The organism is Citrobacter sp. Cpo061 (genome assembly GCF_030332845.1).
GTDB lineage: Bacteria > Pseudomonadota > Gammaproteobacteria > Enterobacterales > Enterobacteriaceae > Citrobacter > Citrobacter portucalensis.
Genome location: NZ_JAOWHB010000034.1, coordinates 405,834 through 422,060, shown reverse-complemented (window position 1 = coordinate 422,060; position 16,227 = coordinate 405,834). Strand labels below are relative to the sequence as shown.

Below are 16,227 nucleotides of genomic sequence, written 5' to 3'. Positions count from 1 at the left end.
ACTATGGTGATGCCTCAATCTCTCCCTCAATCCAATCCGTCTAAACGGCGGTTCCGTTGGCCAAAGGGGATGCCACAGCTGGTGGCGTTACTGCTGGTGCTGCTGGTGGATAGCCTGGTCGCCCCGCATTTCTACCAGGTGATTTTGCAGGATGGTCGGCTGTTCGGTAGCCCGATTGATATTCTCAACCGTGCCGCGCCCGTGGCGCTATTGGCGATTGGTATGACGCTGGTGATTGCAACCGGTGGCATCGACCTTTCCGTGGGGGCCGTCATGGCTATTGCTGGCGCCACTACCGCGGCGATGACGGTGGCCGGGCACAGTCTGCCGGTAGTGCTGCTTGCCGCCTTGGGCTCCGGCATTCTGGCTGGGCTGTGGAATGGGATTCTGGTGGCCATCCTCAAGATCCAACCGTTTGTCGCCACGCTAATCCTGATGGTGGCCGGGCGCGGGGTGGCGCAGCTTATCACTTCCGGGCAGATCGTCACCTTTAACTCGCCCGAACTGTCATGGTTTGGCAGCGGCTCGCTCTTACTGTTCCCTACGCCGGTAATTATTGCACTGCTCACGCTGGTGGTGTTCTGGCTGCTGACGCGGAAAACGGCGCTGGGTATGTTTATCGAAGCGGTGGGTATCAACATTCGTGCGGCAAAAAACGCCGGAGTGAACACCCGCATTATCGTGATGCTCACCTATGTGCTGAGCGGCCTGTGCGCGGCTATCGCTGGCATTATCGTCACGGCAGACATTCGCGGGGCGGATGCCAATAACGCCGGATTATGGCTGGAGCTGGATGCCATCCTGGCGGTGGTTATCGGCGGCGGGTCGCTGATGGGCGGGCGCTTTAACCTGCTGCTGTCGGTGGTAGGCGCATTGATTATTCAGGGCATGAACACCGGGATTTTGCTGTCGGGCTTCCAGCCGGAACTGAATCAGGTGGTCAAAGCCGTGGTGGTGTTGTGTGTGCTGGTCGTGCAGTCGCAACGCTTTATCAGCCTGATAAAAGGAGTGCGTGGTCATGATAAAACGTAATTTACCGCTGATGATCACCCTCGGCGTGTTTGTGCTGGGTTATCTCTACTGCCTGACGCAGTTTCCCGCTTTTGCTTCCACCCGGGTCATTTGCAATATCCTGACCGATAACGCCTTTCTGGGCATCATTGCCGTAGGCATGACTTTCGTAATCCTCTCTGGCGGGATCGACCTTTCCGTTGGCTCGGTGATCGCCTTTACCGGCGTATTTCTGGCAAAGGCCATTGGCTATTGGGGCATTTCTCCGCTGCTGGCGTTCCCTTTGGTTTTGCTGATGGGCTGCGCGTTTGGTGCGTTTATGGGGTTACTGATTGATGCGCTGAAGATCCCGGCATTTATTATCACCCTGGCGGGAATGTTCTTCCTGCGCGGCGTCAGCTATCTGGTCTCTGAAGAATCTATACCGATTAATCATCCGGTTTATGACACGCTCTCAAGCCTGGCATGGAAAATTCCCGGCGGTGGTCGCCTGAGCGCGATGGGATTGCTGATGCTGGCGGTTGTCGTCATCGGCATATTCCTGGCGCACCGTACGCGCTTTGGTAATCAGGTTTACGCGATTGGCGGCAACGCCACCTCTGCCAACCTGATGGGCATCTCAACCCGCAGCACCACCATCCGCATTTATATGCTGTCTACCGGGCTTGCGACGCTTGCCGGCATTGTCTTTTCCATTTACACCCAGGCGGGCTATGCGCTGGCGGGCGTTGGCGTCGAACTGGATGCGATAGCCTCAGTTGTGATTGGCGGAACGCTGCTCAGCGGTGGGGTCGGTACAGTGTTAGGGACGTTGTTTGGCGTCGCCATTCAGGGGCTGATCCAGACCTACATTAATTTTGACGGCACATTAAGTTCCTGGTGGACGAAGATCGCGATTGGCATTTTATTGTTTATATTTATAGCGTTACAACGCGGTCTGACGGTGCTTTGGGAAAATCGTCAAAGCTCGCCGGTTACCCGAGTGGGTACGGCGGCAACACCAAAGTAACATCCTGATTTTGCACAAAACATTTAAATACCTAAACTTTTTCCGGTTGTAGTCGATAGGTTCTGTACAGGTCTGTTTTAACCCTACAACCGGAAATATAACGATGCCAAAATCCCTTTCAATTCGATCAAGTTTGTTGGTGTTATTGTCTCTGCTGACGTTCCTGCTGCTACTGACCGGTGGCATGGGGCTATATGCGTCTACACGTGTCATTACCTCGTTGATTTATCACGGTATTATGAGCGCTGCAATGTTGGCTGCTATCGCATTGCTGGCGGTCATTTGGTTTATGCTGCGAAATAAGTTTCTCAAACCGTTGGATAACATGGTTGAGCAACTGGAACGTCTGGCTACGGGGGATTTGTCGCCGGTTACCGCGTTGTCGGCCAGCGCCGAATTCAACCGCCTGAACGCAGCAATGGATGACATGCGCCATGCGCTGGGCGACTCGGTACAGCGCGTACGCGATGCCAGCTCGCAAATTGATATTGGCAGTCGTGAACTGACGGCCGGTAACCAGCATCTGGCGCAACGCACTGAATCGACAGCCACTTCGCTGGAGCAGACCGCCGCCAGCATGGAAGAACTCACGGCGACGGTGAAACAGAATGCGCAGAACGCGGAACAGGCGCACCAGCTGGCAAAATCGGTGTCGGATACTGCCGATCGCGGTAGCGAAATGGTGTGCTATGTGATCGAGAAAATGCGCGATATTTCCGGCAGTTCCAGCCGAATCGCCGATATCCTCAGCGTGATTGACGGCATTGCTTTCCAGACCAATATTCTGGCGCTCAATGCTTCCGTTGAAGCGGCGCGGGCTGGTGAGCAGGGACGGGGCTTTGCGGTTGTTGCTGGAGAAGTGCGTAATCTGGCCAGCCGCAGCGCCGAGGCGGCCAAAGAGATCCGTACGCTAATCAGCGATTCGCATACCCATGTGGGGGAAGGCAGTGAACTGGCGCAGCAGGCGGGCGAAACCATGGATGAAATCGCGACCGAGGTTATGCGTATGACCAAACTGATGCGTGAAATTGCCAGTGCGTCCCAGGAACAGAGTCGCGGCATAGAGCAGGTGAATATCGCGGTAATTCAGATGGATGAAACGGCGCAGCAAAACGCGGCGCTGGTGCAGCAGTCTTCAGCGGCTACCCGCTCTCTGGAAGAGCAGTCTTCAGCGCTAATCGAAGCAATGGCCGTATTTAAGCTACAGAAAGCGTAAGCAGACGATGGATTTTGTAGGCCGGATGGCAACGCTACGCGTTTTATCCGGCCTACGTCCGTGCGATGAATGATACTTACGCGTCCGGGAACTCGCGGATAAAGCGTTCTACATCTTCAACCATATGGTCGTTACCCACGAAGAAGGAGCGGCGCTGGTGCAGGCTTTCTGGGGTGATATCCAGAATGCGTTCTTTACCATCGCTGGCTTTGCCGCCCGCCTGCTCGGCCAGGAAGGCCATCGGGTTGCATTCATACAGCAGACGCAGTTTCCCTTGCGGGTGGCTGGCGGTGCTTGGGTACAGGTAGATCCCGCCTTTCAGCAGATTGCGATGGAAATCCGCAACCAGAGAGCCAATGTAGCGCGAGGTATACGGGCGCTGGGTTGGCTTATCTTCTTCCTGGCAGAATTTAATGTACTTCTTCACGCCGTTCGGGAATTTGATGTAGTTACCTTCGTTAATGGAGTACGTGCTGCCTTTCGCCGGGAAGCGCATACGTTCCTGGCTGAGGCAAAATACGCCCAGAGAAGGATCGTAGGTGAAGGCATGTACGCCACAGCCGGTGGTATACACCAGCATGGTGGAAGAACCATAAACAACGTAACCTGCAGCAACCTGCTTGTTGCCCGGTTGCAGGAAATCCTCTTCCGTGACCGGTGTGCCGACTGGGGTTACGCGGCGGTAAATAGAGAAAATCGTACCGACAGAGACGTTAACATCGATGTTGGATGAGCCATCCAGCGGATCCATTAGCACAACGTATTTAGCGTGTTCACAGCCTTCAAAGACGACGATTTCATCTTCTTCTTCTGAGGCAATGCCCGCCACAATGTCGCGCGCCTTCAGTGCAGCTTTCAGTTTTTCGTTCGCGAACAGATCGAGTTTTTGTTGAACCTCTCCCTGCACGTTCTCAGCACCGCTGGCACCCAGGATATCGACCAGACCGGCCTTATTGATATCGCGGTGGATGATCTTGGCGCCCAGCTTTATTGCCGACAACAAAGCAGTGAGCTCACCGGTAGCATGAGAAAACTCGTGCTGCTTTTCGACAATAAATTCACCTAACGTTTTCATAACACTTTCCCTGCAATTTATGTGGAGTAAAGCGACCGCAACAATATTAACAAATATTTCCTTTGTTGCGCTTAGGTGAATCGCGCCAGCAAACTGCGGAATATCCTGAAATGCGTTTCTCACTTGCCGGACATGTGCGTAAAATGGCCCCCAGATTAAAAAAGGATAGTGACGTATGCGCATTCATATTTTGGGAATTTGTGGCACTTTCATGGGCGGTCTGGCGATGCTGGCGCGCTCGCTCGGTCATGAAGTAACCGGTTCGGACGCCAATGTGTATCCGCCGATGAGTACCTTACTTGAGAAGCAAGGCATTGATCTGATTCAGGGTTACGATGCCAGCCAGCTCGACCCACAGCCGGACCTGGTGATCATTGGCAATGCCATGACCCGTGGTAATCCGTGCGTGGAAGCGGTGCTGGAAAAGAACATTCCGTACATGTCAGGCCCGCAGTGGCTGCATGACTTTGTCTTGCGCGATCGCTGGGTACTGGCGGTTGCGGGTACGCACGGCAAAACCACTACCGCCGGAATGGCGACCTGGATCCTCGAAGCCTGCGGCTATAAACCTGGCTTTGTGATCGGCGGCGTTCCGGGCAACTTTGAGGTTTCCGCGCGCCTCGGCGAGAGCGACTTCTTCGTGATTGAAGCGGATGAGTACGACTGCGCGTTCTTCGACAAGCGTTCTAAATTCGTGCATTACTGCCCGCGCACGCTGATCCTCAATAACCTTGAGTTCGATCACGCGGACATCTTTGACGATCTGAAAGCTATTCAGAAACAGTTCCACCATCTGGTACGTATCGTGCCGGGCCAGGGACGCATCATCTACCCGGAAAATGACATCAATCTGAAACAGACGATGGCGATGGGCTGCTGGAGCGAACAAGAGCTGGTGGGCGAACAAGGTCACTGGCAGGCGAAAAAGTTGACCACCGATGCCTCCGAGTGGGAAGTGTGGCTGGACGGTGAAAAAGTCGGCGAAGTGAAGTGGGGCCTGGTGGGCGAGCACAACATGCACAACGGCCTGATGGCAATTGCAGCCGCGCGTCATGTTGGCGTCGTGCCTGCGGATGCGGCCAATGCATTGGGCTCGTTCATCAACGCCCGTCGCCGTCTTGAGCTGCGCGGTGAAGCCAATGGCGTGACGGTGTATGACGATTTTGCCCATCACCCGACGGCCATTCTGGCAACGCTTGCGGCACTGCGCGGTAAAGTGGGCGGCACGGCGCGCATCATCGCGGTGCTGGAACCTCGCTCGAACACCATGAAAATGGGCCTGTGCAAAGATGACCTGGCGCCGTCGTTAGGGCGTGCAGACGAAGTGTTCCTGCTGCAACCCCCGCACATTCCGTGGCAGGTAGCAGAAGTCGCTGAAGCCTGCGTTCAGCCGGCACACTGGAGCGGCGATGTGGATGCACTGGCAGATATGGTGGTGAAAACCGCACAGCCTGGCGATCACATTCTGGTGATGAGCAACGGCGGGTTTGGCGGTATTCATCAAAAACTGCTGGATGGTCTGGCGAAGAAAGCTCAGGCAGAAGAAGAGTAAAAAAATGCCCGGTGGCGCTACGCTTACCGGGCCTACAACGGATCGTAGGCCGGATAAGGTATTTGCACCGCCATCCGGCACTTTCGGCGGACGAAGAGGTTAGGCCTCGTTTTCCGCCAGTTCACGCAGATACTGGAAGATCTGGCGGGAAGATTTTGGCGGCTTGTTGCCCGCTTTTTCTTTCCTGGCGTTACGCACCAGCGAACGCAGTTGCTGACGGTCGGCGTCAGGCCACAGGTTCATCACTTCTTCGATAGCTTCATCGCTACCGTCAACCATACGGTCACGCAGTTGCTCCAGCTTATGGAAGACAACGACCTGTTGGTTGTGACGGTTTTTCAGCTTGTCCAGCGCCTGACGGATAGGATCAACATCGCGCTGGCGCAACATTTTGCCAATCAGCTGCAGCTGACGACGGCGACCTTCCATCTTAATACGCTGGGCCAGCTCAATCGCGGCACGTAAATCCGCATCGAGCGGGATTTTATCCAGCGCGTTTTTCCCCAGTTTTACCAGTTCCACACCCAGGTGTTTTAACTCCTCGGCGTCACGTTTTATTTCACTTTTACTGACCCAGATAATTTCATCGTCTTCGTCTTCGATGTCATCACCGGGAACGTCGTCGAGCCAGTCTTCGGGCTGCTTAGTCATGTCAGGCTCCTTAAAAAAAGAGGCTAATGTTACCAGTTAAGATGCGCACTGAAAAACGGTTCTCTGTTAGACTTCAGAGAAACTCTCTCTACATTATGGCATTTGCGATGAAAGTAATCTCACAAGTTGAAGCGCAGCGTAAGATTCTGGAAGAAGCAGTCTCGACAGCACTGGAATTAGCGTCAGGTAAGTCGGATGGCGCGGAAGTCGCTGTAAGCAAGACCACGGGTATTAGCGTCAGCACCCGTTATGGTGCAGTGGAGAACGTCGAATTCAATAGCGATGGTGCACTGGGGATTACGGTTTACCACCAGAACCGTAAGGGCAGCGCATCGTCCACCGATTTAAGCCCGCAGGCGATTGCACGCACCGTGCAGGCCGCGCTGGACATTGCACGTTACACTTCGCCGGACCCGTGCGCGGGCGTGGCAGATAAAGAACTGCTGGCCTTTGATGCGCCCGATCTGGACCTGTTTCACCCGGCGGAAGTTTCCCCTGACGAAGCTATCGAACTGGCTGCCCGCGCTGAACAGGCGGCACTACAGGCCGACAAACGCATCACCAATACCGAAGGTGGCAGCTTTAACAGCCACTATGGCATCAAAGTGTTTGGCAACAGCTACGGTATGCTGCAGGGCTACTGCTCCACGCGCCATTCCCTTTCCAGCTGCGTAATCGCAGAAGAAAATGGTGATATGGAGCGCGATTACGCCTACACCATTGGTCGGGCGATGGGCGATCTGCAAACGCCGGAGTGGGTGGGGGCTGACTGTGCTCGCCGTACCTTATCACGCCTGTCTCCGCGTAAGCTTTCCACCATGAAAGCGCCGGTGATTTTCGCCAATGAAGTGGCGACCGGACTGTTCGGACACCTGGTTGGCGCCATTGCAGGCGGCTCGGTGTACCGCAAATCCACCTTCCTGCTCGACTCGCTGGGCAAGCAAATTCTGCCGGAATGGCTGACCATTGAAGAACATCCGCACCTGCTGAAAGGGCTGGCGTCTTCACCGTTCGACAGCGAAGGCGTACGGACCGAACGCCGCGACATTATTAAAGACGGTGTGCTGACTCAGTGGCTGCTGACCAATTATTCTGCACGTAAGCTGGGGCTTAAGAGCACCGGTCATGCAGGCGGGATCCACAACTGGCGAATTCCGGGACAGGGTCTAAGCTTCGAGCAGTTGCTCAAAGAGATGGGCACAGGTCTTGTGGTTACCGAGCTGATGGGACAGGGCGTAAGCGGCATTACCGGCGATTACTCGCGCGGCGCGGCGGGCTTCTGGGTCGAAAACGGTGAAATTCAGTACCCGGTGAGTGAAATTACCATCGCCGGTAACTTAAAAGAGATGTGGCGTAATATCGTCACCGTCGGCAACGATATTGAAACGCGCAGTAATATTCAGTGTGGTTCGGTCCTGTTGCCGGAGATGAAGATCGCCGGGCAATAATATCCGTCATACTTCAAGCTGTGGCGTGAATTATTGAGGGTATCTGGCGTTTGTTTATTTTTGAATAATAAAAAAGGAAGTGAGCAATGCGTAAACACCTGTTAGCGATCGTCGCAGCTTCAACGCTGGTTCTTGGTTCTTCTGCGTTTGCAGCCGATCTCGAAGACGATATGGGGATCCTCAACGACAACCTGAAAATCGTCGAAAAAACGGATAATGCGACCGAACTGAAAGATGCGTTAACCAAAATGCGTGCAGCTGCGCTGGACGCGCAAAAGGGAACGCCGCCGAAGCTGGAAAACAAATCCCCGGATAGCCCGGAGATGAAGGATTTCCGTCACGGTTTTGACACGCTGATCGGCCAGATTGACGGCGCGCTGAAGCTGGCGAACGAAGGTAAAGTTAAAGAGGCGAAAGCTGTTGCGGAAGAGCTGAAAACCACGCGCAACGAAAACCACAAGAAGTTCCGCTAATCTGCGCTATCCGGCCTGCATACCCGTAGGTCGGATACAACACCCCGCTACTGCACGCCCCATAAGTAAACGCTATACCCATCACATTTTTTCATTTTTATCGCCCATTCATTGTTCGCACTTCCTTCCATTTTTCTGCTCGCTCTTGCGATCTCAATCACATTCTTCCAGTGATAAATCGTGGTTCCAGCTCTTTTTGCGGCACAGATCACTATCGCTGCACACCTTTCCACTTCGAAGTGGAAAACAACTCGCTACAAACTCATAACCTCCGTCGCTAATTTATCCTCAGAGACATTAACGGGGTAAGACGAGTGAATAACGGAGCTGTAATGAATGACATGGGGGAATCGGTGGAACTGGCCGACCGCATGCTGGCGCAGGTGTATGCCTTGCTGCGTGAACGCAACATTATTCCCAACGCCGTACAGGAACAGATGCTGACGTCGCATGTTCGCGCCATGGCGCACCGCTCGGTAACGGGTGAACCCTTACCAGAGGTCGATGCCAGCTTGTTTGATGAAATATCTGCCGAATCAATGGCGCTTGCCCGCGACGTGGTCGCCGAGTTTGGCAATCTTCCTGAGGAAGAGGCCTGGCTGCTGTCGGTGCACTTCGAAGTCGCGAAAGACAACCTTTAAGGAGCAAAAGATGGAACAGATTACCGTAGTGATTGGCGATCGTCTGGGTAAAGGCCAGAAAGTGGCGGCAGGCGTAGAGAAAGCGGGTGGTCGTGCCGTTGTGGTGCCGGGCGTTGCAGCAGATATGAAGCTGGGTGACGTGATGAAAGCGGAAAACGCCACCTTTGGTATCTCGTTTTGCGGCAGCGGTGGTGCGGGAGCGATTACCGCACAGACCAAATACGGCTACAAGGCGAAATACGGCATGCGCTCGGTCGATGAAGGGGTAACCGCCATCAACGAAGGGTGCAACGTACTGGGATTCGGCTTTATGGACAAAGAAGAGCTCGGCGAGCGCCTGGTGCAGGCGTGGCAAAAGAAACACGGCGCTTAAGCATGAAAGAGCAATTCACCACCACGGTGAGAGTCACGGGTAAGGGCGAGACCAAAGCTCGCGCCTTTGCCGATGCCCTGAACCACGTTCAGGCTGCGGTGATGAAAGCGTCGCCGCATATCTTACTGCGTATTGAGCCACAGGATGTGCAGGTTGTTCAAGCGCGTGAATCGGTGCGTAAAGAGGCGTTTTTATTCCTCTTTTTGCGCCGGGAAAGACGCACTTTCAGCGTGGAGCTGGACGTGACCGTCAACGTGAGTGCCATCAATCTCGACAAGGTGGATTTCGTTACGCAACGCTGATTTTTCTATTAAAAGGCATAATTATGTTCCTGATAATATTAATAAAATCGCTCATCATCGGCGCGTTGGTTGGCGTTGGTGTCGGCGCTGGGGCTGCACGCATGTTTCATGCGCCTACCACTCAAGGGATGGGCGCGTTTCGTACTCTGGGAGAACTGAATTCCTGCGAAGGGGATCCGGCGTCTCACTTCTCGTTCGGCCTGGGCTTCTTCTTTAACGCCTGGGCTTCCTCTGTTGCGGCGGGGGCGTTCACGCAGGACGTCGACCATCGCATCATCCCCAACTGGGGCGCCGCCGCGCTGATGATTAAAAATCGCAACGTCGGTGAAACGCTGCACGACCCCAAACGCATGGCAATTGCCTGCGGCGTTATCGGGATGATCGTGGTGACCTTCCTGAACCTCACCGCATCATCCGTACCGGAAGCGTTGCAGGTTACCGCCGTCAAGGTGCTGGTGCCCGCGGCTAACCTGCTGGTTAACACCGTGATGCCAGTAATCTTCTGGCTGGCGGCGATCGACGCCGGTAAGAAATCTGGCTTCTGGGCCACCGTTTTTGGCGGCGCGGCGCAGCTGATCATGGGTAACGCCGTTCCGGGTCTGGTTCTCGGCATTCTGATCGGCAAAGGTGTTGAAGAGAGCGGCTGGAACCACGTCACTAAAGTGATGATGGTGGCTATCGTCGCGCTGTTTGTCCTGAGCGGCTTCTTCCGTGGCTTCGACATGAAGATGATCGAATCCTTCCATCTGACCGTGCCTAACTGGCTCGAACTTATCCACAACTCGCTCAGCGGCAAATAACGGAGGTCATCATGGAACAGAATAAAGGTTTTTGGTTCGCTGACTGGTCGTTCCCGATCTTCGTGGGCCTGCTCTCCTCTGGCGTGTTTGCCGGAACACACATGTACTACCTGTACGGTATTGGCGCATTTAACGAAGTGGCTTTTGTGGCGATGCTGAAGGCGGGAATGGATACCGGCTCCTACGGAGCGGTGGCGGCATTTGGCGCAAGCTTCCTGTTTGCCCGCATCATTGAAGGTTCGCTGGTGGGGATTTTGGATATCGGCGGGGCGATTCAAACCGGGGTTGGGTTAGGTGTTCCGGCGCTGCTGTTGGGCGCGGGCATTATCTTCCCGGTCGCCAACTTCGCCGCCTCGCTGGTCACCGGTCTGGTGATTGGTCTGGCGATTGGCTACATCATCATTCTGGCGCGTAAGTTCACCATCAACCAGAGCGACTCGACCTACGGTGCGGACGTCATGATGGGGGCCGGTAACGCCTCCGGACGCTTCCTCGGACCGTTGATTATCCTCAGCGCGATGACGGCTTCTATTCCTATCGGAATCGGTTCTCTGGCGGGTGCGCTGCTGTTTTACCTGTGGCAAAAACCGATTACCGGCGGGGCGATCCTCGGCGCAATGATCCTCGGGTCTATTTTCCCGATTGCCATTAGTTGATGGTGTGTCGTTGTAGGCCGGATAAGGCGCAGCCGCCATCCGACAATGACGCCTGATGGCGCTGCGCTTATCAGGCCTACACGACCGCCCCCATTTCAACAGGAGAGAGACATGTTTGATTTACTCCTGCGCCGTGCGCGCCTCGTTGACGATACGGTGAGCGATATTGCGCTCAAAGACGGCAAGATCGCGGCGTTGGGTGACGTTGATGGTCCGGCGCTGAAAACCATCGAGCTGGGCGGTGAGTGCTACGTCAGCGCAGGCTGGATTGACTCCCACGTTCATTGCTACCCGAAATCCCCGATTTACCACGACCAGCCGGATAGCGTTGGTATTGCGACCGGCGTCACTACCGTAGTGGATGCGGGCAGCACCGGAGCGGATGACATCGACGATTTTTACACCCTGACCCGGGAAGCTGCCACCGAAGTGTACGCGTTGCTGAATATCTCCCGCGTTGGGCTTATTGCCCAGAACGAGCTGGCCAACATGGTCAATATTGACGCTGATGCGGTGCGAGAGGCGGTGAAACGCCACCCTGATTTTATCGTCGGTCTGAAGGCACGTATGAGCAGCAGCGTAGTCGGTGAAAATGGCATCACGCCGCTGGATCGCGCCAAAGCGATGCAAGCGCAGAACGGTGACCTGCCGCTGATGGTGCACATCGGCAACAACCCGCCGGACCTGGATGAGATCGCCGAACGCCTGAGCGCGGGTGACATCATTACCCACTGTTACAACGGTAAGCCGAATCGCATTCTGACACCGCAAGGTGAGCTACGGGCGTCAGTGACGCGGGCGATTTCACGCGGCGTGCGTCTGGACGTTGGGCATGGCACCGCCAGCCTGAGCTTTGCGGTGGCAAAACGCGCTATCGAACTGGGTATTTTGCCGCACACCATTAGCTCCGATATTTACTGTCGTAACCGTATCAGCGGCCCGGTGCATTCCCTGGCGAATGTGATGTCGAAATTCCTCGCCATTGGGATGTCGCTTCCGCAGGTCATTGAATGCGTTACCGCCAATGCCGCCGATGGTCTGCGCCTGAAACAGAAGGGGCGGCTGCGGATCGGTCTGGATGCCGATTTAACCCTCTTTACGCTTAAGCGCCAGCCAACCGTGCTGGTAGATGCAGAAAACGACAGCCTGCAGGCTGAACAACTGCTGGTGCCGCTTGCCGCAATACGTGCGGGCAAGGGCTATATGACCGAACAAGGGAGCGCGGAACATGCCTTCGATTTTTGAGAAATACGATTTAAAACAGGTGATTAATACCTCCGGCCGCATGACGGCGCTCGGCGTTTCCACGCCGCGACCAGAAGTGGTTGAAGCCGCGATGGCGGGGATGAACCAATATTTCGAGATGAAAGACCTGGTCAATAAAACCGGCGACTACATCGCGAAATTACTGGAAGTGGAGGGGGCAACGGTTGTCTCTTGCGCATCGGCCGGGATCGCCCTGTCGGTGGCTGGCGTATTGGTTAAAGACAGCGACTGGCTGCTGGAGAACCTGCACGTCACGCCCATCGAGAACAACGAAATCGTGCTGCCCAGAGGTCACAACGTCAACTTTGGCGCACCGGTGGGCACCATGGTAGCGCTTGGCGGCGGCAAGTTAGTGGAAGCCGGTTATGCCAACGAATGTTCCGCGGCACAGCTGGCGGCGGCCATTACACCGCGTACGGCGGCCATTCTGTATATCAAATCTCACCACTGCGTCCAGAAAAGTATGCTCAGCGTGGAGCAGGCTGCGGTGGTGGCGCGTACGCATAATCTGCCGCTGATCGTGGATGCGGCGGCGGAAGAGGATTTGCAGTGCTACTACCGGGTTGGTGCAGATCTGGTGATTTATAGCGGCGCCAAGGCGATAGAAGGACCAACCAGCGGTCTGGTGATTGGTAAAACCCAATATGTTGAGTGGGTGAAGCGCCAGACGGCGGGGATTGGCCGGGCGATGAAGGTGGGCAAAGAGGGAATTCTTGGACTGACCTGCGCCATCGAACTGTATCTGAACGCGCAGAAAGAGAGCGGCGCGGAGATGGTCGAGAAAATGACGCCGTTCATTAATGAGTTGAACCAGCTTAACGGCGTGAGCGCCCGCGTGGTGTGGGATAGTGCAGGGCGCGACATCGCACGCACGGAAATTAAGTTTGATGAAGCGGTAACCGGGATCGCCACGGGGGAACTGGTCGACGCGCTGAAACAGGGGGAGTACGCGATTTACTTCCGTGGTTACAAAGCCAATGAAGGCATTATCGAAGCCGATGTGCGCAGCGTCGATCGCGCGCAGCTGGAGATTGTGGCCCGTCGAATTGGTGAAGTGATTTCGCAGGAGAAAAACGCATGAAACTGACCCCTAACTTTTATCGCGACCGCGTCTGCCTGAACGTGCTGGCAGGCTCCAAAGAAAATGCCCGGGATATTTATGCGGCGGCGGAAGGACACGTGCTGGTTGGCGTATTGTCAAAAAATTACCCGGATGTCGCAAGCGCAGTAGCGGATATGCGTGAATACGCGGCCTTTATCGACAATGCGCTCTCCGTGGGGCTGGGGGCGGGCGATCCTAACCAGTCGGCGATGGTCAGTGAAATCTCCCGTCAGGTGCAGCCACAGCATGTCAATCAGGTCTTTACCGGCGTGGCCACCAGTCGCGCGCTGCTGGGCCAGCAGGAGACAGTGGTCAATGGTCTGGTCTCGCCAACCGGCACGCCGGGCAGGGTGAAAATCTCCACTGGTCCGCTAAGCAGCCAGTCGCCGGAAGGTATTGTGTCGGTAGAAACCGCGATTGCGCTGCTCAAAGACATGGGCGGTAGCTCAATTAAATACTTCCCGATGGGCGGCCTGAAATGCCGTGACGAGTACATTGCGGTCGCGCAGGCCTGCGCCCGTCATGACTTCTGGCTGGAGCCAACCGGCGGTATCGATCTGGATAATTTCACTGAAATCCTGCAAATTGCCCTCGATGCCGGAGTGAGTAAAATCATTCCTCACATCTATAGTTCGATTATTGATAAGGTGAGTGGTAACACTCGTCCGGACGACGTACGCCAGCTGATGGCGATGACCCGGGCCTGCGTAGGCTAACTGACTGATGAGGAAACTGACGTGCGATTCCCCAACCAACGTTTAGCACAGCTGTTTGACATGTTGCAAAACGAAGCGCTTCCACAGGACGAGCTGGCGCAGCGGTTGTCGGTTTCCACACGCACCGTACGGGCGGATATCACCGCGCTAAACGCGCTGCTCACCCAGTACGGCGCACAGTTTGTCCTCAGCCGGGGTAATGGTTATCAGCTCAAAATTGATGACCCGGCAAGCTTTCACACCCTGCAAACGCAGCAGCCCAATACGTTGCTGCGCATCCCACGCACCAGCCAGGAACGGATACACTGGCTGGTGGTGCGTTTTCTGACGTCGGCTTTCTCGCTGAAGCTGGAAGATTTGGCTGATGAATGGTTTATCAGCCGCGCGACGCTGCAAAACGATATGGCTGAGGTGCGCGAGCATCTGCAACGTTATCATCTGACGCTGGAAACGCGTCCCCGTCACGGCATGAAGCTGTTCGGCAGCGAAATGGCGATCCGCGCCTGTTTGACCGATCTGCTGTGGACGCTGGCGCAGCAGGATCCGCAGCATCCGTTAGTGACGCAAGAAGCGCTGAATGCGGGGCTTCCTGAACAGTTGCAACCCGTTTTGCAGGACATTTTTGCCCGTTTCCATATTCGTCTGACCGATGAGGGCGAGCTGTTTTTACGCTTGTACTGCGCGGTGGCGGTACGGCGGATTAGCGAAGGATATCCACTCCCGGATTTTGCCGCAGAAGAGGCCGATCAATCGGTGTGCCTGGCCACGCGGGAAATCGCGGCGGTACTGCACCGCCTGGCAGACAAACCGCTTTCCGTTTCCGAAGAAAACTGGCTACAGGTGCATATTGCTGCCCGCCAGGTTCAGGAGATCGCGCCCAGTGCTATCAATGCGGATGATGACGAAGCGTTGGTCAATTACATCCTGCGTTTTATCAACACCCAGTACAACTACAACCTGTTGAATGATAAACAGTTGCATGCTGACCTGCTGACGCATATTAAGACGATGATCACCCGGGTGCGTTACCAGATAATGATCCCCAATCCGCTGTTGGAAAATATTAAACAGCATTACCCCATGGCGTGGGACATGACGCTGGCCGCCGTCTCGGGATGGGGAAAATATACGCCGTACACCATCAGTGAAAATGAGATTGGCTTCCTCGTGCTGCATATTGGCGTCGGGCTGGAGCGTAGTTACAACATCGGTTACCAGAGGCAGCCGAAGGTTCTGCTGGTATGCGATGCCGGAAATGCGATGGCGCGGATGATTGAAGCGGTACTGGCGCGTAAGTATCCGCAGATAGAGATCGTCGATACCGTAACGCTTCGCGACTACGAACAGCGGGAAAGCATCAGCGAAGATTTTGTCATCTCAACCGCGCGGATTGGTGAAAAAGATAAGCCGGTGGTGATGATTGCGCCATTCCCTACCGATTATCAGCTGGAGCAGATTGGCAAACTGGTGCTGGTCGACAGAACCCGCCCGTGGATGTTGAACAAATTCTTCGATGCCGCCCATTTTCGTGTGATTGACGAGCCAATGGATCAACAAACGTTGTTCAAAACCTTATGCCGTCAGTTGCAGGATGAAGGTTTTGTCGACGCGGAGTTTCTTGATTCGGTGGTTGAGCGTGAGGCCATCGTCAGCACCATGCTGGGTGACAGCATTGCCTTGCCGCACGCCCTTGGTCTGCTGGCAAAGAAAACGGTGGTCTACACCATCCTCGCCCCGCAGGGTATCGCCTGGGGAGATGAAACGGCCCACGTGATCTTCTTGCTCGCCATCAGCAAGAGTGAATACGAAGAGGCGATGGCTATCTACGATATCTTCGTCACCTTCCTGCGCGAACGCGCGATGACGCGACTCTGCGCGTGCCGTCATTTCACCGAGTTCAAAGCGGTTGCGATGGAGTGTGTGAGCCGTTTTTGAG

The 16,227-nt window shown here is 55.1% G+C and carries 17 protein-coding genes; 15 read left to right on the top strand and 2 right to left on the bottom strand.

Annotation, left to right across the window (positions count from 1 at the left end):
- The first annotated feature begins 9 nt into the window (after window positions 1-9).
- From ytfT to OGX97_RS05535, 3 genes are all read left to right on the top strand, one after another.
- Window positions 10-1,032, top strand: a complete 1,023-nt coding sequence (ytfT, locus tag OGX97_RS05545; RefSeq protein ID WP_003830397.1) for a galactofuranose ABC transporter, ATP-binding protein YtfT — start codon at window positions 10-12, stop codon at window positions 1,030-1,032.
- A complete protein-coding gene (gene yjfF, locus OGX97_RS05540; protein WP_008786036.1) occupies window positions 1,019-2,020 on the top strand; it encodes a galactofuranose ABC transporter, permease protein YjfF in 1,002 nt (333 codons plus the stop codon). Before ytfT ends, yjfF begins: the two co-directional genes overlap by 14 nt.
- A gap of 103 nt (window positions 2,021-2,123) precedes the next feature.
- Entirely contained in the window at window positions 2,124-3,236 is a 1,113-nt protein-coding gene (locus tag OGX97_RS05535) for a methyl-accepting chemotaxis protein (protein WP_008786037.1), read from the top strand.
- A gap of 76 nt (window positions 3,237-3,312) precedes the next feature.
- Here the strand turns inward: OGX97_RS05535 and fbp are convergent, their stop codons facing one another.
- Window positions 3,313-4,311, bottom strand: a complete 999-nt coding sequence (gene fbp, locus OGX97_RS05530) for a class 1 fructose-bisphosphatase (protein ID WP_003830390.1) — start codon at window positions 4,309-4,311, stop codon at window positions 3,313-3,315.
- Between the two features lie 175 nt (window positions 4,312-4,486).
- Between fbp and mpl the strand changes: the two genes are divergently transcribed.
- On the top strand, window positions 4,487-5,863 hold the full coding sequence (mpl, locus tag OGX97_RS05525; RefSeq protein WP_003830388.1) for a UDP-N-acetylmuramate:L-alanyl-gamma-D-glutamyl-meso-diaminopimelate ligase: 1,377 nt from the start codon (window positions 4,487-4,489) through the stop codon (window positions 5,861-5,863).
- 99 nt (window positions 5,864-5,962) lie between these two features.
- On the opposite strand, the gene yjgA is transcribed toward mpl, so the two are convergent.
- Window positions 5,963-6,514 carry a ribosome biogenesis factor YjgA gene (yjgA, locus tag OGX97_RS05520; protein ID WP_008786039.1) on the bottom strand — a complete coding sequence of 184 codons (552 nt, stop codon included), beginning with the start codon at window positions 6,512-6,514 and terminating at the stop codon, window positions 5,963-5,965.
- A 95-nt stretch (window positions 6,515-6,609) separates the two neighbouring features.
- Here yjgA and pmbA point away from each other — a divergent pair, with 95 nt between their 5' ends.
- The 11 genes from pmbA (at window position 6,610) to OGX97_RS05465 (ending at window position 16,226) form a co-directional block, all read left to right on the top strand.
- Window positions 6,610-7,962, top strand: a complete 1,353-nt coding sequence (pmbA, locus tag OGX97_RS05515; RefSeq protein WP_279850985.1) for a metalloprotease PmbA — start codon at window positions 6,610-6,612, stop codon at window positions 7,960-7,962.
- 86 nt (window positions 7,963-8,048) lie between these two features.
- A complete protein-coding gene (cybC, locus tag OGX97_RS05510) occupies window positions 8,049-8,435 on the top strand; it encodes a cytochrome b562 (protein WP_003025756.1) in 387 nt (128 codons plus the stop codon).
- Between the two features lie 332 nt (window positions 8,436-8,767).
- A complete protein-coding gene (locus tag OGX97_RS05505; protein WP_003025758.1) occupies window positions 8,768-9,076 on the top strand; it encodes a glycine dehydrogenase in 309 nt (102 codons plus the stop codon).
- 10 nt (window positions 9,077-9,086) lie between these two features.
- Window positions 9,087-9,449, top strand: coding sequence for an SFCGS family glycine-rich protein (locus OGX97_RS05500; protein ID WP_003830384.1), 363 nt, complete (start codon window positions 9,087-9,089; stop codon window positions 9,447-9,449).
- Between the two features lie 2 nt (window positions 9,450-9,451).
- A complete protein-coding gene (locus OGX97_RS05495) occupies window positions 9,452-9,751 on the top strand; it encodes a DUF4312 family protein (RefSeq protein WP_235125653.1) in 300 nt (99 codons plus the stop codon).
- A 23-nt stretch (window positions 9,752-9,774) separates the two neighbouring features.
- Window positions 9,775-10,551: a DUF4311 domain-containing protein gene (locus tag OGX97_RS05490; RefSeq protein WP_003025764.1), complete on the top strand. Its 777-nt coding sequence runs from the start codon at window positions 9,775-9,777 to the stop codon at window positions 10,549-10,551.
- 11 nt (window positions 10,552-10,562) lie between these two features.
- Window positions 10,563-11,207, top strand: a complete 645-nt coding sequence (locus OGX97_RS05485; RefSeq protein ID WP_003830379.1) for a DUF4310 family protein — start codon at window positions 10,563-10,565, stop codon at window positions 11,205-11,207.
- Between the two features lie 111 nt (window positions 11,208-11,318).
- Window positions 11,319-12,452: an amidohydrolase/deacetylase family metallohydrolase gene (locus tag OGX97_RS05480; RefSeq protein WP_235125650.1), complete on the top strand. Its 1,134-nt coding sequence runs from the start codon at window positions 11,319-11,321 to the stop codon at window positions 12,450-12,452.
- Window positions 12,436-13,554: a DgaE family pyridoxal phosphate-dependent ammonia lyase gene (locus tag OGX97_RS05475; RefSeq protein WP_235125648.1), complete on the top strand. Its 1,119-nt coding sequence runs from the start codon at window positions 12,436-12,438 to the stop codon at window positions 13,552-13,554. Before OGX97_RS05480 ends, OGX97_RS05475 begins: the two co-directional genes overlap by 17 nt.
- Window positions 13,551-14,291: a 2-dehydro-3-deoxy-phosphogluconate aldolase gene (gene dagF / locus OGX97_RS05470; RefSeq protein ID WP_198802584.1), complete on the top strand. Its 741-nt coding sequence runs from the start codon at window positions 13,551-13,553 to the stop codon at window positions 14,289-14,291. Before OGX97_RS05475 ends, dagF begins: the two co-directional genes overlap by 4 nt.
- A 21-nt stretch (window positions 14,292-14,312) precedes the next feature.
- The gene (locus OGX97_RS05465) at window positions 14,313-16,226 is read left to right on the top strand and encodes a BglG family transcription antiterminator (RefSeq protein ID WP_235125645.1); all 1,914 of its coding nucleotides are present in this window, start codon (window positions 14,313-14,315) and stop codon (window positions 16,224-16,226) included.
- Window position 16,227: the final 1 nt, after the last annotated feature.